Genomic DNA, 23,865 nt, shown 5'->3' on the forward strand with positions numbered 1-23,865 from the left:
AAATGGGCCGGATAGACCGGCCCATTCTGAGTGCAGCATCCTTGCGGCTTACTTCATGGTCGGCATCACAAACTCTGCCCCGGCACGAATACCGGTCGGCCAGCGGCTGGTGATCGCCTTCATGCGGGTATAGAAGCGTACCCCTTCCGGACCGTGCATGTGGTGGTCACCAAACAGCGAGGCTTTCCAGCCACCAAAGCTGTGGAAGGCCATCGGCACCGGAATCGGCACATTGATGCCGATCATGCCCACCTGGATACGGTGGGCAAACTCACGCGCGGCATCGCCATCACGGGTAAAGATCGAGGTGCCGTTGCCATATTGATGTTCGTTGATCAGCTTCACCGCCGATTCAAAGTCCGGCACCCGCACCACACACAGCACCGGCCCGAAGATTTCTTCGCGGTAGATGGTCATTTCCGGGGTGACATGGTCAAACAGGCAGCCGCCGAGGAAGAAACCGTTTTCATGCCCCGGCACCCGCAGCCCACGGCCATCCACCACCAAGGTTGCGCCTTCGCTGACGCCTTGCGCCACATAGCCGCTGACCTTGTCCAGATGCTGCCGGGTTACCAGCGGCCCCATTTCGGCATGCGGATCAGTCCCCACATTCACTTTCAGGGTACGTGCGCGCTCGGCCATGCGGGCCACCAGCGCATCGGCGACATCGCCGACGGCCACCGCCACCGAAATCGCCATGCAGCGCTCCCCGGCCGAGCCGTAAGCTGCCCCGGTCAGCGCGTCTACCGCCTGATCCAGATCAGCATCCGGCATCACGATCATGTGGTTCTTGGCACCACCCAGCGCCTGCACCCGCTTGCCGTGATGCGCGCCGGTTTCGTAGATATAGCGGGCAATCGGCGTGGAGCCGACAAAGCTGACCGCCTGCACATCCGGGTGGGTCAGCAGGGTATCGACCGCCAGCTTGTCCCCCTGCACCACATTGAACACGCCATCCGGCAAGCCAGCCTGCTTGAGCAGGTCGGCGATCATCAGTGCGGCAGACGGATCACGTTCGGAGGGCTTGAGCACAAAGGTATTGCCGCAGGCAATCGCCACCGGGAACATCCACATTGGCACCATGGCCGGGAAGTTGAACGGGGTAATCCCGGCTACCACCCCCAGCGGCTGCCGGGTCGTCCAAGCATCAATGCCGGAGCCCACCTGCTCGGTAAACTCGCCCTTGAGCAATTGCGGAATGCCGCAGGCAAACTCCACCACCTCCAGACCGCGAGTCACTTCGCCCATCGCGTCCGACACCACCTTGCCGTGCTCTGCCGAGATCAGCTCAGCCAGCGCTTTGTGATGCTGTTCCAGCAGATCCTTGAACTTGAACATCACGCGGGCGCGTCGTAGCGGGCTGGTGGCGGCCCAGGCCGGGAAGGCGGCGTGCGCAGCCGCCACGGCGGCATTGACGTCTTCCACGTCTGCCAGGGCCACCTGGTGGATGACCTCGCCCCAGGCCGGGTTGAAAACGTCGCTCTTGCGCTGGCCGCGACCGTCAACGCGCTGGCCATTGATGTAGTGTGCAATGATGCCCATGTTTGTCTCTTTCAGAAATCCGTCGCTACAGGTTTACTCAAGGCGGCCCAGAATCTGCTGCAGGGTGCCGAACAACTGGTCGATGTGCGCCTTCTCGATGATCAGCGGTGGCGACAGGGCAATGATGTCGCCGGTAACCCGGATCAGCACACCTTGCTCAAAGGCTTGCAGAAAGGCACTGAAGGCACGCTTGCCCACTTGCCCGGGGATCGACTCCAGCTCAATGCCCGCCACCAGACCCAGATTGCGCACATCCTTCACATGCGGCAGACCCCGCAGGCTGTGGGCTGCCTCTTGCCAGTAGTGCTCCAGTGCAGCGGCACGCTCGAACAGGCCATCCTCACGGTACAGGTCAAGCGTGGCGCTGGCCGCGGCGGCGGCCAGCGGGTGGCCAGAGTAGGTGTAGCCGTGCGGGAACTCAATCGCTCCAGCGGCGGCCGCTTCCATAAAGCCTTGATAGATGTTTTCCTTGACCAGTACCGCGCCCATCGGCACCGCGCCATTGCTGAGGCCCTTGGCACAGGTCACGATGTCCGGCGTCACCTCGAAGCGGTCTGCCGCCCAGGCACGGCCCAGACGACCAAAGCCGGTAATCACTTCATCAAAAATCAGCAGGATGCCGTGCTTGTCACAAATCTCGCGCAGGCGTTTCAGATAGCCCTTGGGCGGCACCAGCACCCCGGTAGATCCCGCGACCGGCTCCACAATGATGGCGGCCACCGTCGAGGGGTCATGCAGCGCCAGCATGCGGGCTTCCACCGCATTGGCCATCTCCACCCCGCCGTGCTCCGGTTCACCTTGCGAAAAGGCATTGCGGGCCGGGTCATGGGTATGGCCGATGTGATCCACGCCTGCCAGCCCGGTGCCAAACAGCTTGCGGTTGCCGGCAATGCCGCCTACGGCAATCCCGCCAAAATTGACGCCATGGTAGCCCCGCTCGCGGCCCAGCAATTTCACGCGATGCACATCGCCGCGCATACGGTGGAACGCCAGTGCCATCTTCAGTGCGGTATCCGCCGATTCAGAGCCGGAGTTGGTAAAGAAAGCACGAGTCAGGCCCTTCGGGGCCATCTGCACCAGCTTTTCAGCAGCCACAAATGCTTCCGGGTGGCCCATCTGAAATGGGGGCGCATAGTCCAGTGTACCCGCCTGGCGCTGGATGGCCTCGGTAATCGGCTTGCGGTTATGGCCCGCGTTGACGCACCACAGCCCTGCAGTGCCATCGAGGATCTGCCGACCGTCGATATCGGTAAAGTGCATGTCCTGTGCCGATACCAGCAAGCGCGGCGCAGCCTTGAACTGGCGGTTGGCGGTGAACGGCATCCAGTAGGGTTCCAGGTTCAGCGGGGCATCGTTCCATTGCAGGGACATGGTTTTTCCTTGGCAGGTCGCTAAGATGCTTGCCACTGTACTGGGATTACCAATACAGTTACATGCACAGTTTCCACCACAGCCGCACTGACTGTGCAGGAAAAAATACCTCAACAGCGAGGCCAACATGGTCATGAACAAGCGCAGCAGTGATACCCTGGTTGAGCAGATCGTGCAGTTGCTGCGTGCGCAGATCCAGTCCCGCACATTGCGGCCTGGCAGCAAAGCCCCTTCCATCCGCCAGTTTGCCAGCCAGCACGGTGTGTCTACCTTCACTGTGGTCGAAGCCTACGACCGGCTGGCTGCACAAGGTTACCTGCAGGCGCGGCGCGGTTCGGGTTTCTTTGTCTGTGAGCTGGCCCAGCCTGGCCCTGAACAGCGCCCGCGGCTGACCGAAAAAGCGGTCGACAGCTATTGGCTGCTGCGCGATGTGTTCGAGAACAGTGACCGTGGCATCCACGCCGGTTGTGGCTGGCTGCCGGACAGCTGGCATGACGGCGAGGCGCTGCAGAAAGCCTTGCGCCATGCTGCACGCCAGCCGGATGATTTGCTGCGTTATGGCCACCCCAAGGGACATGCTGCCTTGCGGGAGCGGGTGGTGCGCCTGCTGGCCGAGCAAGACATCCAGGCCGACCCCGGCCAGATCCTGCTGACGCTGGGTGCCAGCCAGGCGCTTGATCTGGTGGCACGACGGCTGACCCAGCCCGGTGACACGGTACTGGTGGATGATCCTGGCTACAGCAATCTGCTCTCGGCACTGCGCCTGCGTGGCCTGCAGCTGGTCGGCGTGCCGATGACCCCCACCGGGCCGGATGTGGATGCCCTGACCTCCCTGTTGCAGCAGTACCAGCCCAAGCTCTACTTCACCCACACTCAGCTGCACAATCCCACCGGCGCCAGCTACAACGCGGCCACCGCCTACCGCGTGCTGCAACTGGCGCAGCAGCACGGCTTCATGCTGGTGGAGGACAATGTCAGCCACGGTTTGCTGGGTTCAGCAGCACCAACGCTGGCTGGCATGGACCAGTTGCAGCGGGTCATCCACATCGGCAGCTTTTCCAAGACCATTGCCCCCGGCTTGCGGGTGGGTTTCGTCGCCGCCGATGCGGCCTTGATCGACGAACTGGTCTATCACAAGATGGTGTCCGGCATGGCCACCCCTCAGCTCAATGAGCAACTGGTGTGGCATATCCTCACCGAAGGCCACCACCGCAAGCATCTGGAGCAGTTGCGCGACCGGCTGGCACGCGCGCAGCAGCGTACGGCGCGGCGGCTGGACATGGCAGGCTTCACGCTGTTCTTTGAGCCCGGTGCCGGCATGTTTCTGTGGGCGCAAGCGCCTGCCGGGGTGGACCCGCTGACCTTGTCGCAACAGGCAGCAGCGCAGGACATCCTGTTGGCCCCCGGCTACCTGTTCCGGCCCGACCAGTCGCACTCCAGCTGGCTGCGCTTCAATGTGGCCTATTGTGACAATGACCGGCTTTTTGCCTTTCTGGACAGCATGCAGCGACATGACTTTGTCGCCACCTGATGACCGCACAGCACAGGGAATGCTTCTCTGTTAAAATGAACCTTTAATTTCACGCAGAAGTCAGCCCGGTTTCGCCCGCGCTGCCACCACCATGAGCATTACACTGCATACTGCCGAAGACATCGAAAAAATGCGCATTGCGGGCCGCCTGGGCTCGGAAGTGCTGGATTACATCACCCCCTTTGTCAAGGCAGGGGTCACCACCGGTGAGCTGGACCGCCTGTGTCATGACTATATGGTGAACGTGCAAGGCACCATCCCGGCCACGCTGAACTACACCCCGCCCGGCCATGTACCCTACCCGGCCTCGATCTGCACCTCGGTGAACCATCAGGTTTGCCACGGTGTGCCTGGCACCCGGGTGCTGAAAAACGGTGACATCATCAATATCGACATCACCGTGATCAAGGATGGCTACCACGGTGACAACAGCCGCATGTTCATCATCGGTGACGCGTCGGTGCTGGCCAAACGCCTGTGCAATATCACCTATGAGTGCATGTGGCTGGGCATCCAGCAAGTCAAACCGGATGCCACGCTGGGGGATATCGGCCACGCCATCCAGAAGCACGCCGAAGGCGCGGGTTTCTCCATCGTCGAGGAATACTGCGGGCATGGCATTGGCCGCCGCTTCCATGAAGAGCCGCAGGTGGTGCATTACGGCCGCCCCGGTACCGGCGTGCGCCTGAAGCCAGGCATGATCTTCACCATCGAGCCGATGATCAATGCGGGTCGTCGTCACGTCAAACCGCCGCTGAGCAGCGACGGCTGGACGGTGGTGACCAAGGACCACAGCCTGTCTGCCCAGTGGGAACACACCATTCTGGTGACCGACAGCGGCTACGAAGTGCTGACCCTGTCCGCCGGTTCACCGCAGCCGCCGGCCTTCATCCGGGCTTGATGCATGCCGGTGCTGCCGGACCTGCCCGATGACACCGCCGCGCTACGGGACTATCTGAAGCAGTCCCGCGCGGCGCTGGCCACCGTCCATGCCAGCCTTGATCACCCGGAAGCATTGCTGGGGCAATATCGCCAGCTGATTGACGCCGTGCTGAAAATGCTATGGCAACGCAGCGGCTTTGCGCCGGACACCCTGCTGATGGCCGTTGGCGGCTATGGCCGGGGCCAGCTCTACCCCTACTCCGACATCGACCTGCTGATCCTTACGCCCGGCCTGCTGCAAGATGCCGAGCAAACGCGCATTGAGCAATTCATTCACTTGCTGTGGGATATCGGGCTCGATGTCGGCCACAGTGTGCGCAATCTGGAAAACAGCGTCGAAGAAGCAGCAGCGAACATCACGGTACAGACCAGCATGTCCGAAGCGCGCCTGCTGTGTGGCGACACCGCCTTGTTTCAGCGTTTCCGCACCATCCAGAATGCCACCTTTGATCCCAAGGCTTTCTTTGAAGCCAAGACGCTGGAACAACAGCAACGGCACGCCCGCTACTTTGGCGTCGCCAACAATCTGGAGCCCAATGTCAAGGAAAGCCCCGGTGGCTTGCGTGACCTGCATGTGCTGATCTGGATTGCCCACGCCTGCGGTCTGGGCGACAACTGGGACGATCTGGTACGGCAGGACTTGCTGTCTGCACTGGAGGCCCGCCAGCTGAAACGGGCTGAGCGGGTACTGCAAGCCATCCGCATTGCCTTGCACCTGGCGGCCAATCGGCGTGAAGACCGTCTGGTGTTTGACCTGCAAGGCACCCTCGCCAAACGCTTTACCCTGCAGGACCACCCGCGCCGCCGCGCCTCCGAGCAGCTGATGCAGGCCTATTACCGTGCGGCCCGTACGGTGCGGCAGATCAACCAGATGGTGTTGCAAAACCTGAAAAGCCGGCTGGACGCCCCCATGCTGGTGGAGAGTATCCCGCTCAATGCCCGGTTTACGGTGTCTGCCGGGCAATTGTCGCTGCGCGACCCGGAGGTGATGCAGCGCGAACCGGCTGCCATTCTGGAAGCCTTCCTGCTGCTGCAGCAGCATCCGGAACTGCAAGGCATGTCCAGCAGCCTGCTACGGGCGCTGTGGCATGCCCGTGGCCGTATCAATCAGGATTATCGGCGTGATCCCGCCTGCCGCGCACAATTCATGGCCATCCTGCGCGCGCCCCGCGGCCAGACCACCGTGCTACGCCAGATGAACCAGCTGGGTATTCTGGGCCGCTATATTCCGGCGTTTGGCCGTATCGTCGGCCAGATGCAGCACGACCTGTTCCACGTCTACACCGTGGATGAACACATCCTGATGGTGGTCCGCAACCTGCGCCGCTTTGCGATTGCCGACTTCAACCATGAATACCCGCTGTGCAGCCGCCTGATGCTGGATTTCGAGCGTCCGGAAGTGCTGTATCTGGCCGGTTTGTTTCACGATATTGCCAAAGGGCGTGGCGGTGATCACTCGCAGCTGGGCAAGGTGGATGCGCTTCGCTTTGCCCGCCAGCATGGTGTGTCGGACGACGATGCAGAGCTGGTGGCCTGGCTGGTCGAGCACCACCTGACTCTGTCGCAGATCGCACAAAAGCAGGATATTACCGACCCGGAAGTGGTGCAGGCCTTCGCTGTTCTGGTCGAGAACGAACGGCGGCTGGTGGCGCTGTATCTGCTGACCGTCGCCGATATTCGCGGCACCAGTCCCAAGGTGTGGAATGGCTGGAAGGCCAAGCTGCTGGAAGACCTGTTCCTCTCCGCCCGTCGCCGGCTGGGCCAGCACGATGACAGCCCGGACTACGTGGCCGAGCGGCAGGACGAGGCCCTGGCGCTGGTGCGGCTGTATGCCATCGACGAAAACCGGGTCAAACAGCTGTGGCAGCAGCTGGATACCGTCTACTTCCTGCGCCACGATGCGCAAGAGATCGCCTGGCATGCCCGCAGCCTGTTCTTCCGCGCGGACACGCAGGCCCCGGTGATCAAGGCGCGGCTGGACAACAGCGGCGAGGGCTTGCAGGTGCTGGTGTACCTGCCGGACCAGCCCGATCTGTTTGCCCGCCTGTGCGCCCAGTTCGAGCGCAGCCGCTTCAATATCGTCAACGCCAAGATTTTTACCACCCGCCACGGCTATGCGCTGGATACCTTCCGTGTGCTGCCGCCGATGGAGGCCAGCGAGCATTACCGCGACCTGATCAGTCTGCTGGAGTACGACCTCGGCAAGACCCTGCAGGAGCAGACCCCCTTGCGGCCGCCAGCGGCCGGTCGGGTCAGCCGGGCATTGCGGCATTTTCCGATTGAGCCTCAGGTCCATATCCGTCCGGACGATCGCGGTAACTACCATGTGATGACCCTGATCGCCGGGGATAGACCCGGCCTGCTGTCGCGGGTGGCCGCGCTGCTGGCCAGCTACCGGGTCAGCGTCTATGGTGCCCGCATTGCCACGCTGGGCGAGCGGGTGGAAGACACCTTTTTGATTGCTGGCCCGGCCTTGTCCGACAGTAAAACCCTGCTCACGCTGGAAGGTGAGCTGCTGGAGGTACTCCGCGCATGAAGCGCTTCATTGTGTCCGTGCTGTTTCTGCTGGTGTTGCTGCTGGGTGCCGCCGCCGCCCACTTGTACTGGTTCGCCCACGCGCCCTTGGGGGAGCCTGGCGCCAAGCAGACCTTTACCGTCAACAGCGGCAGTGGCCTCGCCAGTATCAGCCGCCAGCTAACCGAGCAAGGCCTGCTGCCCGACCGCTGGCGGTTCACCCTGATCGCACGCCTTAGCGGACGAGCAGGTAGCCTCAAGGCGGGCATTTATCAGATTGACCCCGCCAGCAGCCCGCTGCAACTGCTGGCGCAGTTCAACAAGGGGGAAACCGCCGAAATTCCGCTCACCCTGATCGAAGGCTGGACCGTGCAGCAGGTACGCGATGCGCTGGCGAGCAATCCGGATGTGAAGCAGGACCTGCCTGCGGTGGACACCGCTGAGCTGGGGAATGCATTGGGGCTAGAGCAGGCCCATGCGGAAGGCCTGTTCTTCCCGGATACCTACCATGTGACCCGTGGCGGTGAGGTCAGCGCGCTGCTCAAGCGCAGTGCACAGCGCATGGCGCAGAAGCTTCAGGAGGAATGGGCGCAACGTGCGCCAGACCTGCCCTACCGTACCCCTTACGAGGCCTTGATCATGGCCTCCATCGTCGAAAAGGAAACCGGGCTGGCCAGTGACCGTAGCATGATTGCCGCTGTCTTCGTCAACCGGCTGCGGCTGGGCATGCGCCTGCAAACCGACCCCAGCGTGATCTACGGCATTGGCCCAAGCTTCAATGGCAACCTGACCAAGGCTCAGTTGCAGCAAGACACACCGTATAATTCCTACACCCGTGCCGGTTTGCCGCCGACGCCGATTGCCCTGCCGGGGCTGGCTTCATTGCACGCCGCATTGCACCCGGCCAAGAGCAAAGCCCTGTACTTTGTGGCACGCGGCGACGGCAGCTCGGTATTCTCGGAAACCCTGGCTGAGCACAACCGGGCGGTCAACCAGTATCAGAAATAAGCTACAGGCGGGTGGCTGAGAAGGTATCGCAGCGCTCCGGATCACCGCGCTCAAAGCCGATGCTGAACCAGCGCTTGCGCTGCTTGGCCGTACCGTGGGTAAACGCATCCGGCGTCACATGACCCTGCGCCTCCTGCTGCAGGGTATCGTCGCCAATGGCGTTGGCCGCCGTCAGCGCCTCGCCCAGGTCGCCGCCATCCAGCAAGCCTTGCTGCTGGGCGTAGTGCCCCCACACTCCGGCAAAGCAGTCGGCTTGCAGCTCCTGCCGCACCGAGAGCGCATTGCGTTCCCGCTCAGACAGTCCCTCGCCTTGCTGCACCACTTGCCGGGTCACCCCGATCACATTCTGCACATGGTGGCCGACTTCATGGGCAATCACATAAGCTTGAGCAAAATCGCCCGGCGCGCCAAAGCGCTGGTGCAGTTCATCAAAGAACGACAGGTCGATGAACACCTTCTGGTCGCCCGAGCAATAGAACGGTCCTACCGCAGAACTGGCACGGCCACAGGCCGACTGCACGCTGCCTCGAAACAGCACCAGATGGGGCTGCGGGTATGTCTGACCACGTTGCTGGAACCACTTGCCCCAGAAATCCTCGGTATTGCCAAGGATGGCGCGCACAAACTGTGCGGAACGGTCGCTCTGCGGCGGCGGTGCAGCGGGACGTTGCTGCTGCTGTTGACTATAGCGAGAGCCCGAGCCGTGGCCATTGAGCATGTTCAGCAAAGTTAGCGGATTCTTGCCCAGGATCAGGCTGACCACCACCAGAATGATCAGACCGGTGCCACTGAGCCGGAAGCCCCCAAAGCCGCTGAAACCACCGCCGGAGCCACCGCCCCCCCAGCTGCTGTCACCCCTGCGGTCTTCCACATTGTCACTGCGGCGCAAATCGTCCCAACGCATCGCCTCACCCGCCTGTCCGTTTTACCGTCCAACCCTGCGCTTGCAACAAGGGTAGCAGCCGCTCAGCATGGTCGCCCTGGATTTCCACCACCCCATCCTTGACCGTGCCACCGCTGCCACAGGCCTGCCGCCACTGTTTGGCCAGCGGTAGCAAGGTCGCATCCTGCAGCGGGATGCCACTGACCACCGTCACCTGCTTGCCACCCCGCCCTTTGCGCTCCACCCGCAGGCGCACCACGCCATCGCCAACCGGGCGTGCCGCCGCACTGCAGATGCATTGCGCCACGGCCTGACGGCAGGCCGGGCAGGTGCGCCCCAGCTCGGTCGAGTAAACCAGACCACTCATCCCAGATAATCCCGCTTGCCGATCTCCACCCCGTTGTGGCGCAAAATGTTGTAGGCGGTAGTGACATGAAAGAACAGGTTGGGCAAGGCAAAGCTGAGCAGGAATTCCTGCCCGGTAAAGTGCAAGGGGCCGCTGCGCAGCTGCACCGTGATGGCCCGGTCTTCGCTGCCGTCGATCTGCTCGGGGCGGAAGGACTCGACATAGGCCAGGGCCTTGTCGATCCGCGCGATCAGCTCGGGCAGGGTGGTTTCCACATCCTCCCACGACGGGATATCCACCCCTGCCAGCCGGGCCATCGCCCCCTTGGCGGCATCTGTGGCGATCTGTACCTGCCGGGTCAAGGGAAACATGTCCGGATACAGGCGGAAGTTGAGCAGATTGGCCGCGTCAAACTTGCGGGCCTCGGCATGGGCTTCGGCCTTCTGCAACAGGGTTTTCAGGTTGCGCAACATGCGCTGAAAAACCGGGGCGCTGGCTTGGTACATGGACAGGGACATGCTATGGCTCCTGAATCTGGGGTAAAGGTGGCGTGGCGTTCCACACCGTGAACAACTTCATTGTGCCATAGCCCCCAATGCTGCGCAGGGCTTGTAAGAAAACCGGCGAGGTATCGACCAAGGTATCAAGGCGGCATCTTGCCCCTTGCAAGAACCTGCCCATGGTCTGCTGCGCAACGGTGATACGGCGTTGAAACCACTTCGGAATGCTCATTTACACCCAGTAAACTCCGCTTCCTCAGTTGTTTTCGCCTTGTCTCACCCTCGCTCGCAAGACCCTGAACAGGTTCTAAACGCACCCTGTGCGACTTGATTCGACTCACCTAAAAGGAAACTCACCATGTCCAAACGAATCGCTGCTTCTGGTCTGTCCCTCGCGTTGGCCGCCGCTGCCCTGCTGGGTGGCGCCACCCTGAGTACCGCTGCACAGGCTGCCGATGCCAAGGTGCAATGCGCCGGCATCAACTCCTGCAAGGGCACTTCCGAGTGCAAGACCGCCAGCAATGAATGCAAGGGCCAAAACAGCTGCAAGGGCCATGGCTGGGTTTCCAAGACCAGCGCGGAATGCATGAAGCTGGGTGGCAAGGTACTGGGCCAGTAAGTCACCGGCCCATTTCGCCAGGCTGGCTTCCGACGATCGGGGGCCGGCCCATACAGGATACCGATCATCATGACCTCTCCCTTGCTGCACGCTCCGCTGGGCTTTGGACTGGGCCTGCGCCCGCCACACTATGCGGCCATCCTCGACGAGCAAAGCCCGCTGGGCGCCGAAATAGACTGGTTCGAGATCATCAGCGAGAACTACATGATCCCGGGCGGGCGCCCGCTGTATTTTCTGGACCGGATACGCGAGCGCTGGCCGGTGGTGATGCACGGCGTCTCCCTTTCCATTGGCAGTACCGACCCGCTGGACCTGGACTATCTGCGCGATCTGAAAGCTTTGGCCCATCGCGCCAAACCGGCCTGGATCTCGGACCACCTGTGCTGGACGGGCGCGCACGGGGCACAAGTGCATGACCTGCTGCCCCTGCCTTTTACCGAAGAAGCTGTCCGCCATGTGGCAAGCCGGGTTCGGCAGGTACAGGATGTACTCGGCCAACGCATTCTGCTGGAAAACGTATCCAGCTACCTGCAGTTTGAAGAAGACGAGATGCGTGAGTGGGAATTCATCAGCGCCATTGCGGAAGCCGCAGACTGCCTGCTACTGCTGGACGTGAACAATGTCTACGTCAGCAGCGTCAACCACGGTTTTGATCCCGAAGCTTACCTGGCGGGTATCCCGGCAAGGCGGGTGCAGCAGTTTCACGTCGCCGGGCATGAAACCAGCCCGGACCTGCTGATTGACACCCACGACCACGCCGTACCCGACCCGGTCTGGCAACTGTATCGCTCGGCAGTTCAGCGCTTTGGCCCGGCCTCCACCCTACTGGAACGCGACGATGATCTGCCGGATCTGGACATACTGGTACAGGAATTACAGCTCGCCCGTGACCATCAGGCGTCCAGCCTGAAGGCGGCAGCATGACTACCAGTCTGCAACAGCGACAGCACAGCATGCTGGCCGCCATTGCCGCAGCAGACGCCCCGCACGCAAGCTGGATTCCGGCAACAGCAGGCATTGCTGCCGAGCGGCGGATCGGGGTGTACCGCCATGCCTACCGCGCCCGGCTGGCCGCTGCGCTGCAGGACAACTACCCGATGCTATACCGCCTGCTGGGCGATGCCCATTGGTCCGAACTGCATGCAGCCTATCTGGCCGTTCATCCCCCGGCGCATTACTCCATCCGCTGGTATGGATCGGAAATGGCCGACTTCCTGCAGCAGGGTGGTTTTGAGGGGCACCCGGCCATGAGCGACCTGGCCCGGCTGGAGTGGGCCTTGAATACGGCATTTGATGCACCGGATCACGCAACCCTCACGCTCGAAGCCGTCCAGGCCTTGCCTGGCCTGACCTGGACAGAACAGCCGCTGGCGCTGGTCCCTTCCCTGCGTTTGATCGCCGTACAGTATGCCGTTGGCCCACTCTGGCACCAGCTGCAGCAAGATCCGGAACAAGTCGGCGAGCCCGAGGCGATAGCGGGGTACTGCGTGGTGTGGCGGCAAGACAGCCAAAGCCGCTTCCGCCACCTGGAGCCGCTCGAAGCAGGCTTGCTGCAGCACCTGCAGTCGCAGCCGGCCAGCTTCAGCCAACTGGCAGACTGGCTGATGCAGCAACACGCCGACGGGCAACTCGCCACCGTGCTGGCGCAATGCCTGCAGCAGTGGTTGCAGGATGGCCTGCTGCTGCCGTGGGCGGAATAAAGACTCACAGCCCCGTCTTGCTTGCACCCGCTGACAATGCCTATCCTGATGGCATGAAACGTTGGTGGGGTTGGATCATTCTGGGCTTGATCGGCATGCTGTTGACGGCGTTCAGCAGCATGCTGCTGACTTTGCCGATCAACATGGGCGGGCCGATGGCCATGGACCTGGGCAGCTGGCTGGGCTGGGGCCTGCTGCTGCCCTCTGCCAGTTGCCTGCTGTTTGGCCTGTTACGCCCGGTCCAGCTGGATACCAGATCGGTGCTACTGGGTATCGCCGCGCTGGTGTTGCACGGCTTCAGCTTTTACCTGATGCAGCCCTTGCTGGACGCCCCCGCCGTTGGCTTGCTGCTGTGGGTTTTGCGTCGGCATCCGCTGCAACCGTTGCATGTCTGCCTGCTGCTGCTCGCCAGCGGCGTGACGCTATTGCCGGTGGCGCTCAATTTTCTGGACATGCCACCGATCACCGATGGCGCCTTCTTCTACGCCCGTTATCACGACCCGATGTACCTGAGCCAGCCTGCCGCCTATTTCGCCGCCCCGCTGGTGGTTCTGCAACTGCTGTGGGGGCATTGGCTGCAGGCGCGCCACCAGCAAGGACTGACCCCGACTGGCGCATGGGCCAGCCATTTGTTGTTGGGCAGTCTGCTGATCGGCGGCTATGCCCTGTTCATCCAGCATGGGGTATACCAGACGCCGATACAGCGGCTGAGCCAGCCAGACGGCAGCACCCTGCTGCAACCGGCAGCCGGGCCGTGGCCTGCACTACTGCTGTCCGCCGGGCTGATGCTGATCATCCTGCTGGCCTTCTACTGGCGTCGCCGCAGCCTGTGGGCGCGCAACCTGTTGCCATTCAGCCTGCAAGCGCTCTTGCTGGTAGTGAGTACCACCTGGCTGTATGCCGCCACACCCGAGCTGTAGCCTGACGCCTATTCCGCCCCAAACACCTTGCTGCGCAATCCCTTGAGCTGATCGCGCAGTTGGGCGGCGCGCTCGAAGTCGAGGTCCTTGGCAGCGGCCAGCATCTCTTTTTCCAGCCGCTTGATTTCACGCGCCAGCGTTTTCTCGTCCATCTCGGCCAGCTGAGTCTGCTCGGCCTCAGCCAGACGGCGCGCGGCAGCTTCGTCATACACCCCGTCGATGATGTCCTTGATGCGCTTGGTCACGGTCAGCGGCGTGATGCCGTTGGCCTCATTGAAGGCCAGTTGCCGGGTGCGGCGGGCGGTGGTCAGATCAATGGCGCGACGCATGGAGTCGGTCATCTTGTCGGCGTATAGGATGGCCTTGCCGTGGATGTGACGGGCGGCACGACCAATGGTCTGGATCAGCGAGCGCTCGCTGCGCAGGAAGCCTTCCTTGTCGGCGTCCAGAATGGCAACCAGCGACACTTCCGGCAAATCCAGCCCCTCTCGCAGCAGGTTGATCCCCACCAGCACGTCAAACACCCCCACCCGCAAGTCGCGCAGGATCTCTACCCGCTCCACGGTCTCGATGTCGCTGTGCAGATAGCGGACCTTGATGCCGTGCTCACTCAGGTAATCGGTCAGGTCTTCCGCCATACGCTTGGTCAGCGTGGTCACCAGTACCCGTTCCTGCACCGCCACCCGTTTGGTGATTTCGGACAGCAAATCATCCACCTGGGTCAGGACCGGACGAATTTCCACCTCCGGGTCCACCAGCCCGGTGGGGCGCACCACTTGCTCCACCACCTGCGCCTGGTGTTCCTTTTCGTAGTCTGCAGGCGTAGCGGAGACAAATACCGTCTGCCGCATCACCCGCTCGAACTCTGGAAAAGTCAGTGGCCGGTTGTCCAGCGCGCTGGGCAAGCGGAAACCATACTCCACCAGATTTTCCTTACGCGCCTTGTCGCCCCGGCTCATGCCGCCAATCTGCCCGATCATCACATGCGACTCATCAAGGAACATCAAGGCATGACGGGGCAGATAGTCGATCAGGGTCGGCGGTGGTTCACCAGCTGCCCGGCCCGACAAATGCCGGGAGTAGTTTTCGATGCCCTTGCAGAAACCCATCTCGTACAGCATTTCCAGATCAAACCGGGTGCGCTGCTCCAGCCGCTGCGCTTCCACCAGCTTGCCATTGGCGTAAAAGAATTCCAGTCGGTCTTTTAGCTCGGCCTTGATGTCCTCCGCCGCCCGCAGCACGGTATCGCGCGGGGTGACATAATGGCTGCCGGGGAACACGGTATAGCGGGACACCCGCTTCTGCACATGCCCGGTCAATGGGTCGAACAATTGCAGGGTTTCCACTTCATCGTCGAACATCGAGATGCGTACCGCCAGATCGGCACTTTCCGCCGGGAACACATCCAGCACGTCGCCGCGCACCCGGAACACGCCGCGCTTGAATTCGATGTCATTGCGCTCGTACTGCATGGCAATCAGACGGGCAATCATGTCACGCTGCTTGATCCGCTCGCCTTCTTTGACGTGCAGGATCATCTGGTGATATTCCTCGCGGTCACCGATACCGTAGATGCAGGACACCGAGGCCACCACAATGCAGTCTGGCCGCTGCAGCATGGACTTGGTGGCCGACAGCCGCATCTGCTCGATGTGCTCGTTGATCGCCGAGTCTTTCTCGATGAACAGGTCGCGGCTCGGGACGTAGGCTTCCGGCTGGTAGTAGTCGTAGTAACTGACGAAATACTCCACCGCATTTTCCGGAAAGAACTCGCGGAACTCGGCGTACAGCTGAGCGGCCAGGGTTTTGTTCGGCGCCATCACCAAGGCCGGTCGCCCGGTGCGGGCAATCACATTGGCCATGGTGTAGGTCTTGCCGGAGCCGGTCACCCCCCACAGGGTCTGAAACGCCAGGCCGTCGTCAATGCCTTCGACCAGTTGCCGGATCGCCTCAGGTTGGTCACCGGCCGGCGGAAACGGCTGGTGCAGTCGAAACGGGGAGTCAGGATACGTGATGATTTCAGCCATAGTGTGGTGAGTATACCCTGCCCTGCTGACAACCGGTGTCAGCAGGCAACATCCTGACTTTACAAATCTTTACCGACCGCACATCAAGGGTTTACGCCACAGGGCTAATCTGCACTCATGGCATGTTGCCACAGACCCAGGAGCCCATAATGTTTGAACGTATCAAGATGATGAAGCACCGTATCCGCATGCACCGCTGGCAACGGCGTGCGCTACTGGCCAGCAGCATGGGGCTGGTACTGGCAGGCGGCGTCTACGCCATGTCACCGAATGGCGGATGCGCTGGCCCGGCCAACTTCATGCAGCACGGCAATCCGGAAGTGATGCAGGCCCACCTGCAAAACCGGCTAAAGTCTGCGCTGCAAGAGGTCGGGGCCACTCCGGAACAGCAAGCCAAACTGATGCAGTCGGCCACCAAAGCGTTTGCTGCCATGCGCGACATGCGGCCCGATGCACGCCAAGGCGAGGAGCTGAAGCAGCTGCTCTCCAGCCCAACACTGGACACCGCCAAACTGGAGGCGCTGCGGGCCGAGCGCATCAAGCGCATGGACGAAGCGTCGCGCCAGATGAGTGGCTGGATCACGGAAGTCGCGCAAACGCTGACGCCGGAACAACGGGTCAAACTGATGGAGCGAATGTTGCCACAGCGGGGTCATTTTGGTCATCATGGCTGACCGTCAGCCCGCCGACCTGGTCATGGGGCGTGCTGCCGCGCTTCATGACCCTGATGGACGGATGATGCAGATTCTACTGATTGACGACGACCAGCGTCTGACCCGGATGCTGGCAGACTACCTGCAGTTGCAAGGCCTGCAGGTACAGACTGCGGCAACCGGGCAGGCGGGTTTACAGCTGTTGCAACAACAGCGTTTTGACGCGCTGGTACTGGACTTGATGCTGCCGGATGCGGATGGTCTGGATCTGTGCCGGACCATCCGCCAGCAGTTTCCCTTGCCGATCCTGATGCTGTCTGCCCGTGGCGATGTGGCGGATCGCATTGTCGGGCTGGAGCTGGGTGCCGACGACTATCTGGGCAAACCGTTTGATGCGCGGGAACTGCTGGCGCGCCTGCGGGCCATCACTCGCCGCCAGCAGGACGAACCCCGCGCCCAACTGCTGCAGCTCGGCAGCATAGAACTGGACCCGGACAGCCGGACGCTGAGCGTGGCGGGTGAACGTCGCGCGCTGACCGGTCATCAGTTTGATTTGCTGTGGTGTCTGGCCCGCAACGCAGGGCGGGTGATGAGCCGCGACCAGATCATGCAGTCCATGCGCGGGGAACATCTGGAAGCCTTTGATCGCAGCATTGATGTACACATTTCCAAGTTGCGGCAAGCGCTGGGCGATGACCCCAAGCAGCCGGAGCGCATCCTCACCATCCGTGGCATCGGCTATATGCTGGCCCGCCCGGCGACGGACTGATCATCATGCGACATCGTCACCGGCTGCGCCCTGCCCGCCCCCGCATTCGCCACAAGCTGTACTGGCATATCTACCTGACCCTGGTGCTGGCCTTGCTGATCTTTGCCGGCATGGCGGCCTTGTTGTTCCACACCTTGGGTGGGCCACCGGTGCCGCCGCAGTGGCCGGTGGCGATCAGTCGCCTGCTGCAGCACAGCCTGCCCCCTGCCAGTGCGCCGCCTGCCATGCAGCAGCAGGCACTGCAAGACATTGCGGGCGACCTCGACATGGCCATCAGCCTGAACGCCGCCAACGGGCAAGTGCTGGCACAACTGGGCCCTCGCCTGCATGTTTCACCGGAAGACGAAGCCCCACGTGGCCCGGTGCGCAGCTATCGGCTGGCGGACGGGCGCGTATTGCATGTGGGGCGCCCCCCGCACCCACCGCTATCGGTTCCTTTATTGAGCGCGCTGGCCATTCTGGCGATCGCCGTGGCCATTGCCGCCTGGCCGCTGAGCCGACGCCTGACCCGCAGCATGGACCGTCTGATCAGTCGCATTGACGCCCTGGGTGAAGGGGATTTCCAAACGCCGTTGCCGCTGGAAGGACCCGCGGAGGTCTCGCTGCTCGCGACCCGATTTAACGCTGCGGCCCAGCGCATTCACGCCCTGCTGCATGCTCACAAGGAGCTGCTGGCGCATGCGTCGCATGAACTGCGCTCGCCACTGGCCCGCTTGCGCATGGTCAGCACCCTGCTGGCCGATCGTGCACCGGATGCACTTCGCACCGAGCTGGAACAGAACATCACCGAACTGGACGAACTGGTGGAAGAAATCCTGCTGCTCAGCCGGCTGGACGCCCGCCCGCAACCCGCGCGCATGGACAGCGTGGACCTGACGGCCTTGTGTACCGAGCTGGCAGCGCAATATCAAGCCAGCGTCACGCTGGCCGACCTTCATTGCCAGGGAGATGCCCGCATGCTGCGCCGACTGGTGCGTAACCTGCTGGAGAATGCGCAGCGCTACGGTGCACCGCCGGTCACGGTAGGGCTGCTCGAGCAGGATGGACGCGCTGTCCTGCAAGTCTGCGACGCGGGCCCCGGCATCCCGCCAGACGCCCAGTCGCGCTTGTTTGAACCCTTCTACCGTCCGCCTGGCGCGGCTGAAGGCGATGGTGGGCATGGTCTGGGGCTCGCGCTGGTCGACCGCATCGCCCGCCACCATGGCGGTCAGGTCGAATACCGGCAACAAGGTAGCGGTGGCAGCTGTTTCACAGTATATTTGCCGCTCACGGGCCCTCGACAAAGCTGAGCCTCGCCCTTTACCATGCCGCATAACGGAATGGAGTTCTGCAGCATGGAAGAAGATGATCTGGGTGCGGGCAAAGACCGCTTGTTTGTCACTGCGCTGGCGCGCGGTCTGACCGTATTACGGGCCTTTCAGCCCGGTGACAGCTTGCTCGGCAATCAGGAACTGGCCGCACGGACCGGCCTGCCCAAATCCACCATCTCGCGCCTGACCTATACCCTGCTGCAGCTGGGCTATCTGGCACAGGACCCGGACAGTGGCCGCTACCGGCCTGGGGTTGGGGTCCTGGCGCTGGGCTATGCCGCCCTCTCGACCCTGGACATTCGTGATGTCGCCGCACCACTGATGCGTGCACTGTCACAGGAAACCGGGCATTCGGTCACACTGGCTGCGCGCTCCGGTGTCAGCATGATTTATGTGGAAGCCAGCCGCGCCCCGACCCGACTTGGTATCAAGCTGGATGTCGGCTCTACCGTGCCACTGGCCACCACCGCCATCGGCCGCGCCTGGCTGGCGGGTCTGCCTGCGCATGAACGCGCAGCAGTTCTGGAGGAGCTGAGCCAGCACTATGGCACACGCTGGCCGACCATCCAGACCGGGCTCACTGCGGCTTTGCAGGATTACGCTGAAAAAGGCTATTGCCTGTCTCTGGGAGAGTTTGAGGCGGATATTAATGCCATCGGTGTCGCCCTCAAAGCCAGCCCGGGACAGCCACCATTGGCCTTAAACTGCAGCGGCCCCGCCTTTCGCCTCAGCAAAGCCATGCTGGAGGACGAGATTGCCCCCCGCTTGCAGGCCTTGGCCAGGCAATTGGGAGGCCGCGCCTAACCGTCAGGCGTGACCCGCCAAGGGTGGTGTCGCCTCAATGTTCCACTTCTTCCTGGGCACGCGGATAAACCCGCACCAGCAGGATACGTGGACCACTCATCCGTTTCACCACCAGGTCGAACGCGTCAAAGCGCACGCGGTCGCCCTCTTTCGGCACATTGCCCAGCTTGAGCATGATCAGGCCGCCTACCGAGTCGACCTCTTCAGTTTCGATGTCAATGCCGAGCGCCCGCTCCAGCGAGAAGATTGGCAGACTACCCTTGCCAATCAAGGTGCCATCATCCAGCTCGGTCCAGTCATTGCGACCCTGGCGGAATTCGTCGCGGATTTCCCCCACCAGGGCGGCCAGCAGGTTATCCAGCGTCAGGAAGCCAAGCGGGGCCTGCCCCTCGCTCTGGATCACCGCAAAGTGCGGTGCCCCTTCGCGGAAGCGGCGGAACAACTCCAGCGCGGGCGTTTCAGGGGCGACAAACTGCACGGGCCGCACAAATTCACTCAAGTCATCCAGCGTCTGCCCTTTACGCTCGGCAAAGAACAGATCCTTGATATGAATGACACCCGCCACTTCACCCTGCTCATCCAGCCAGGGATAGCGGCTGTAGCGATTCTGCGCGATCCGCTCCAGGCTCTGCGCCACCGAGTCCTTCGCCGACAGGCTGACCATTTCGTTGTAAGGACGCATCAGCTCCACCACATCAAGTTCGCTGAACTCGAGGGTGTGCGCCATCACATTCCATTCATCGCGCGTGAATTTTTCGCTGTTGCGGCTGGTACGCAGGATCAGCTTCAGCTCATCGGCGGAGTAGCTGCTGTCATGGCCATGCCCCCCCGTCACCCCAAATACCCGCAGCACCACCGATGCACTACGGTTGAGCAGCCAGATGGCCGGGTACATCAGCCAGTAGAAGACGAACAGCGGCAGCGCGGCAAAGATCGCCACTTTTTCCGACATACGGATAGCCCAGGACTTGGGCGCCAGCTCACCCACCACAATATGCAGGAAGGAGATGATCAGGAAGGCAAAAGCAATGGAAATGTACTGGATGACCTTGACGTTTTCCACGCCGAGACCATGCAGAACCGGCGTCAGCAGGTCGGCAAAGGCCGGGTTGCCCGCCCATCCCAGGCCCAGTGATGCCAGCGTAATCCCCAGCTGACACGCAGACAGATACTCGTCCAGTTGGCCGTGGACCCTGGCCAGAATACGGCCCGGCAGCCCGTAGACACGGGCGATGGTCTTCACCCGGGTTTGTCGCAATTTGACCAGCGCGAACTCGGCGGCCACAAAAAAACCGTTCAGCGCTACCAGTAGCAGCGCCAGGATGATATAAAAGAATTGATTCATGGGCGGGGGGGTGCCCCGTGCTACCTCATTGTCAAGCAGATGGCGGCATTATAGCGCATCCCCTGACCTGACCGGCAGCGGCATCATTTTCCGCATTGCAGCAACACAGCCGCCCGCCCTTCGCCTATAATGGAAATCAAACTGTCCGACACCGGTAGCGCATGAAACTGATCATCTCCCTCACCAGCCCGTATGCCCGCAAAGCCCGTATTGTTGCGCTTGAGAAGCAGCTGACGCTGGATTATGAAGTCGATGTCCCGTGGAATGCAGACACGCACGTGCCTGACTACAATCCGCTGGGCAAAATTCCTGTGCTGGTGCTGGACGACGGCGATACCTTGTACGATTCACGGGTGATCGTGGAATACATGGACCGCCTCTCCCCGGTCAGCCGCCTGCTGCCGCAGGAAGGTCGCCCGCTCACCCGGGTCAAGCGCTGGGAAGCGCTGGCCGATGGTCTGATTGATGCGGCCGTCACCATTTTCCTGGAACGCAAGCGCAGTAGCATCAAGCAAGATGAGGAGTGGATCGCCCGTCAGTATGGCAAGATCAACCGCGCGCTGGCGGTAATGGCAGAGCAATTGGGTGACCGGCTGTGGTGTGTGGATGAAGGCTACACCCTGGCGGACATCGCTGTGGGCTGCGCCTTGGGCTATCTGGCCTTGCGCTTCCCGGATATCGACTGGAAAACCCAGTACCCCAATCTGGAGCGCCATTACCAGAAGCTGCTGGAACGCAGCAGCTTCCAGGATACGATACCGGTGGTCTGACCGAGACAGCAGAATAAAAAACAAAACGGGGCTTGATGCCCCGTTTTGCATGGCGCGCTAGCCCGCCGTGTCAGGGCGTGTACATCACCTCGCGCTTCCCACTCATACGCACCCGCAGGCTACCAGCGGGCACACTCCCGCCCTCCACCTGCGCAGCCTGTGCACCAAAGTTGGCCGTCAGCGTACTGCCATCCTCAAATGTGGTCTGCTGCACCAGTCGGTCGGGCGACAGCCAGCGAAAGGCTGTCATGCGCTGGGTCGCCAGCTGCTCGTGCTGCAGGCGAAACACCGAGTCCAGCTTTTGCAATAGTGGCAAACGACTGCCCAAAGTAGCCTCACTCAAATGCAACATGGGCGGCACGTTGTACAGCAGGTTGAGCAAAATCCGTCGTTGAACCTCACCCTGGAACTTGAGGTTGTCCGCGGACCAGTGATGGCTGCTGATCAGCGCACCATGGAAAACCGTCTGGTAGAGTGGCAAGCGGTTAGCTGGCTCAAACAAGGTGCTGCGGTAAGGTTCCTTCACCGGTACGGCTTTGAAAAAGACTGCAGGCTGTTCCGCCGGATAATAGCGTCCAAGGTAGTACGGCGAGGTTTTGTCTTTCAGGGCTTTGTCGCCCCAGCCAAATACCGGCGTCTGCATACCGTGGGCAAACAGGATGCCGGAGGCGGTCACCGCATTGCCACCTTCTGAGCCCAACGGTAACTGCTGGCCCAGCCAGCGCTGGCTGGTGACATAACCCGCTGCGACAGCCGACTGATCCTGCTTGCGGGAGGCGGCATGGTCGTCAAACAACATGCCGGCCGCGTAGGCATCCAAAAACCAGCTGTTGAAACCAGCGGCAGCCTTGAGCTGCTGCACCCGCGCTTGCAGCAGAGGCCGTACACAATCCGGATTGGTATAGTGGCCGGAGCCTTTGAAGCCGGATTTGGCTTGCCCATTCGCCTTGATGATGGCGCAACGCATGTAAGCATCCTGCCCCAGATGGGCACTGTTCCAGTCTGGCTCCGTGCCATGTGGCAAGGCGGTTTCGTAGGAATCATAAGGCCCGATCAGATAGCCTGCCGCTACCGCAGACCGGATGGCCTCCGGGTGCCACAGTCCGCCCTCCCAGCTGTCCAGCCCCAGCCAGAGTCGCGCCAGCCCCGCTTGCTGCAATCGTTTGACGGTTGCAGTCGACACCCCACCACCCCATTGCGCTGGTGCCGCCAGGGCCGCTCCCCATTCCTGCTCTGCTTGCTGACGCAAGCGGCTGTAAGCGGGCGCAATGGCTGCCATGTCCATGGTTTCCTGCTGCCAGTTTTGCCGGGCCATCGAATACAACGCTTCATTGACCGCAGCAATAAGGGTACGCTTCTGGTAGCCATCGGCAGTGGCTGGCCATTGTGCCAGCAGCTGTAGTGCTTCAGCAGACAGTTTTGCCCGCACCGCTTGCGACAGGGGCCCGCCCCCTTTCAACTGGCCAACCCAGGTCGGCCAATCCTGCACATCCTTGCTGGCCAGCAAACCGCCACCCCACAGGTAAATATGGCTGGCCCCAATCAGCTTGCGCCCCTCTGGCTGCTGTTTCAGTTTATCCGCCAACTCTTCGACCAGCCCCTGTGATTGCAGCCAGTTTCGATACCATTTGGCGCCGGCCAGCACATCGCCCTGTTCCAGATGCAAGGTTGCCGTCATGGGCTTGCGCTCACCCAGAACGGAGAATTGATGCGACACATTGAGCGCAAGCCCTTTGCCATCGGCCGACCATTGCAAGGTATTGTGGTAGGGATTGGTCAGTATCCAGTGCAAGCCCCACTTGCCGTGGTCCAGCCCCCATAGTGGCAGGCTCAACGACTCGGTACTGTCCATCTCGGCATACTGGCTCATGATCAGGGATTGCCAGCCGGTATGCCCTGCGGGCACATAGCCACCTTCTCCCAGTGGCAATACCATCCCCCGCCCCATGGCGGATGCAGGCTGCTGCAGCCAGGAGAGCGTGCTGGCTTTATCGGCCTGAACACTCAGGTTCAAATCCGCGCCACGCAGGGTCATCGTCCATTGAAAGCCAGGCCAGCGCCAGCTGGCCTGCTGCTGGTCCTGTTTCAACCCCGAAATGTCTTGTGCCACTTTCTGCCCCTGGCTAACCACGATACGGTCACCGCCCGCCGGGGTCACCTGCATCGCCAGGGTAGCCGGGTCCACCCGGATCTGCCATTGCGCATTGCTCAGCAATACCTCGGCCCACGTGGATGATGTTGCCAGCCATAGCAGGCCAGCCAGATAACGAATACGCAAACCCCACTCCTTCTGTCGCCCCCTGCCCCGATG

21 protein-coding genes are annotated in these 23,865 nt (G+C 61.8%); 13 read left to right on the forward strand and 8 right to left on the reverse strand.

The window, feature by feature from the left end; translation table 11 throughout:
• Positions 1 to 48: 48 nt before the first annotated feature.
• Positions 49 to 1,542, reverse strand: a complete 1,494-nt coding sequence (locus HF682_RS10345; RefSeq protein WP_168877215.1) for a CoA-acylating methylmalonate-semialdehyde dehydrogenase — start codon at positions 1,540 to 1,542, stop codon at positions 49 to 51.
• 33 nt (positions 1,543 to 1,575) lie between these two features.
• Entirely contained in the window at positions 1,576 to 2,913 is a 1,338-nt protein-coding gene (gene aptA / locus HF682_RS10350) for an omega-aminotransferase AptA (protein WP_168877216.1), read from the reverse strand.
• Positions 2,914 to 3,046: 133 nt separating this feature from the next.
• On the opposite strand from aptA, the gene HF682_RS10355 reads away from it, so the two are divergent.
• From HF682_RS10355 to mltG, 4 genes are all read left to right on the forward strand, one after another.
• Positions 3,047 to 4,444: an aminotransferase-like domain-containing protein gene (locus tag HF682_RS10355; RefSeq protein ID WP_240947226.1), complete on the forward strand. Its 1,398-nt coding sequence runs from the start codon at positions 3,047 to 3,049 to the stop codon at positions 4,442 to 4,444.
• 91 nt (positions 4,445 to 4,535) lie between these two features.
• Entirely contained in the window at positions 4,536 to 5,345 is an 810-nt protein-coding gene (gene map, locus HF682_RS10360; RefSeq protein WP_168877218.1) for a type I methionyl aminopeptidase, read from the forward strand.
• A 3-nt stretch (positions 5,346 to 5,348) separates the two neighbouring features.
• A complete protein-coding gene (locus tag HF682_RS10365) occupies positions 5,349 to 7,922 on the forward strand; it encodes a [protein-PII] uridylyltransferase (RefSeq protein WP_240947227.1) in 2,574 nt (857 codons plus the stop codon).
• Positions 7,919 to 8,908 (forward strand): endolytic transglycosylase MltG, encoded by a 990-nt coding sequence (gene mltG, locus HF682_RS10370; protein ID WP_168877219.1) that lies wholly within the window; start codon positions 7,919 to 7,921, stop codon positions 8,906 to 8,908. Before HF682_RS10365 ends, mltG begins: the two co-directional genes overlap by 4 nt.
• Position 8,909: 1 nt before the next feature.
• Here mltG and ypfJ read toward each other — a convergent pair whose 3' ends face one another.
• From ypfJ to HF682_RS10385, 3 genes are read right to left on the reverse strand one after another with little or no spacing between them, the layout of a single operon-like run.
• A complete protein-coding gene (ypfJ, locus tag HF682_RS10375) occupies positions 8,910 to 9,812 on the reverse strand; it encodes a KPN_02809 family neutral zinc metallopeptidase (protein WP_168877220.1) in 903 nt (300 codons plus the stop codon).
• A gap of 4 nt (positions 9,813 to 9,816) precedes the next feature.
• Positions 9,817 to 10,158, reverse strand: coding sequence for a translation initiation factor Sui1 (locus tag HF682_RS10380; RefSeq protein ID WP_168877221.1), 342 nt, complete (start codon positions 10,156 to 10,158; stop codon positions 9,817 to 9,819).
• Entirely contained in the window at positions 10,155 to 10,655 is a 501-nt protein-coding gene (locus tag HF682_RS10385; protein WP_168877222.1) for a DUF1993 domain-containing protein, read from the reverse strand. The genes HF682_RS10380 and HF682_RS10385 overlap by 4 nt, the downstream gene beginning before the upstream one ends.
• Positions 10,656 to 10,995: 340 nt before the next feature.
• Between HF682_RS10385 and bufA2 the strand changes: the two genes are divergently transcribed.
• The 4 genes from bufA2 to HF682_RS10405 all read left to right on the forward strand — a co-directional run bounded on the left by bufA2 (position 10,996) and on the right by HF682_RS10405 (position 13,876).
• Entirely contained in the window at positions 10,996 to 11,256 is a 261-nt protein-coding gene (gene bufA2 / locus HF682_RS10390; RefSeq protein WP_168877223.1) for a BufA2 family periplasmic bufferin-type metallophore, read from the forward strand.
• A 69-nt stretch (positions 11,257 to 11,325) separates the two neighbouring features.
• A complete protein-coding gene (gene bufB / locus HF682_RS10395; protein ID WP_168877224.1) occupies positions 11,326 to 12,180 on the forward strand; it encodes an MNIO family bufferin maturase in 855 nt (284 codons plus the stop codon).
• Positions 12,177 to 12,956: an HvfC/BufC N-terminal domain-containing protein gene (locus HF682_RS10400; RefSeq protein WP_168877225.1), complete on the forward strand. Its 780-nt coding sequence runs from the start codon at positions 12,177 to 12,179 to the stop codon at positions 12,954 to 12,956. The genes bufB and HF682_RS10400 overlap by 4 nt, the downstream gene beginning before the upstream one ends.
• Positions 12,957 to 13,009: 53 nt before the next feature.
• Positions 13,010 to 13,876, forward strand: a complete 867-nt coding sequence (locus HF682_RS10405) for a hypothetical protein (RefSeq protein ID WP_168877226.1) — start codon at positions 13,010 to 13,012, stop codon at positions 13,874 to 13,876.
• An 8-nt stretch (positions 13,877 to 13,884) separates the two neighbouring features.
• Here HF682_RS10405 and uvrB read toward each other — a convergent pair whose 3' ends face one another.
• Entirely contained in the window at positions 13,885 to 15,903 is a 2,019-nt protein-coding gene (gene uvrB, locus HF682_RS10410) for an excinuclease ABC subunit UvrB (protein ID WP_168877227.1), read from the reverse strand.
• Positions 15,904 to 16,052: 149 nt separating this feature from the next.
• On the opposite strand from uvrB, the gene HF682_RS10415 reads away from it, so the two are divergent.
• From HF682_RS10415 to HF682_RS10430, 4 genes are all read left to right on the forward strand, one after another.
• A complete protein-coding gene (locus HF682_RS10415) occupies positions 16,053 to 16,577 on the forward strand; it encodes a Spy/CpxP family protein refolding chaperone (RefSeq protein WP_168877228.1) in 525 nt (174 codons plus the stop codon).
• Positions 16,578 to 16,638: 61 nt separating this feature from the next.
• Entirely contained in the window at positions 16,639 to 17,325 is a 687-nt protein-coding gene (locus tag HF682_RS10420; protein ID WP_205882023.1) for a response regulator, read from the forward strand.
• 5 nt (positions 17,326 to 17,330) lie between these two features.
• Positions 17,331 to 18,614, forward strand: coding sequence for a HAMP domain-containing sensor histidine kinase (locus tag HF682_RS10425; protein WP_168877229.1), 1,284 nt, complete (start codon positions 17,331 to 17,333; stop codon positions 18,612 to 18,614).
• Positions 18,615 to 18,659: 45 nt separating this feature from the next.
• Positions 18,660 to 19,439, forward strand: coding sequence for an IclR family transcriptional regulator (locus tag HF682_RS10430; protein WP_168877230.1), 780 nt, complete (start codon positions 18,660 to 18,662; stop codon positions 19,437 to 19,439).
• A 34-nt stretch (positions 19,440 to 19,473) separates the two neighbouring features.
• Here HF682_RS10430 and HF682_RS10435 read toward each other — a convergent pair whose 3' ends face one another.
• Positions 19,474 to 20,784 carry a hemolysin family protein gene (locus HF682_RS10435; RefSeq protein ID WP_168877231.1) on the reverse strand — a complete coding sequence of 437 codons (1,311 nt, stop codon included), beginning with the start codon at positions 20,782 to 20,784 and terminating at the stop codon, positions 19,474 to 19,476.
• A gap of 161 nt (positions 20,785 to 20,945) precedes the next feature.
• On the opposite strand from HF682_RS10435, the gene HF682_RS10440 reads away from it, so the two are divergent.
• Positions 20,946 to 21,554 carry a glutathione S-transferase N-terminal domain-containing protein gene (locus tag HF682_RS10440; RefSeq protein ID WP_168877232.1) on the forward strand — a complete coding sequence of 203 codons (609 nt, stop codon included), beginning with the start codon at positions 20,946 to 20,948 and terminating at the stop codon, positions 21,552 to 21,554.
• 70 nt (positions 21,555 to 21,624) lie between these two features.
• Here the strand turns inward: HF682_RS10440 and HF682_RS10445 are convergent, their stop codons facing one another.
• Positions 21,625 to 23,832 carry a glycoside hydrolase gene (locus HF682_RS10445; protein WP_168877233.1) on the reverse strand — a complete coding sequence of 736 codons (2,208 nt, stop codon included), beginning with the start codon at positions 23,830 to 23,832 and terminating at the stop codon, positions 21,625 to 21,627.
• Between the last annotated feature and the right edge of the window lie 33 nt (positions 23,833 to 23,865).

The organism is Leeia aquatica, from assembly GCF_012641365.1.
GTDB classification, from domain to species: Bacteria; Pseudomonadota; Gammaproteobacteria; order Burkholderiales; family Leeiaceae; genus Leeia; species Leeia aquatica.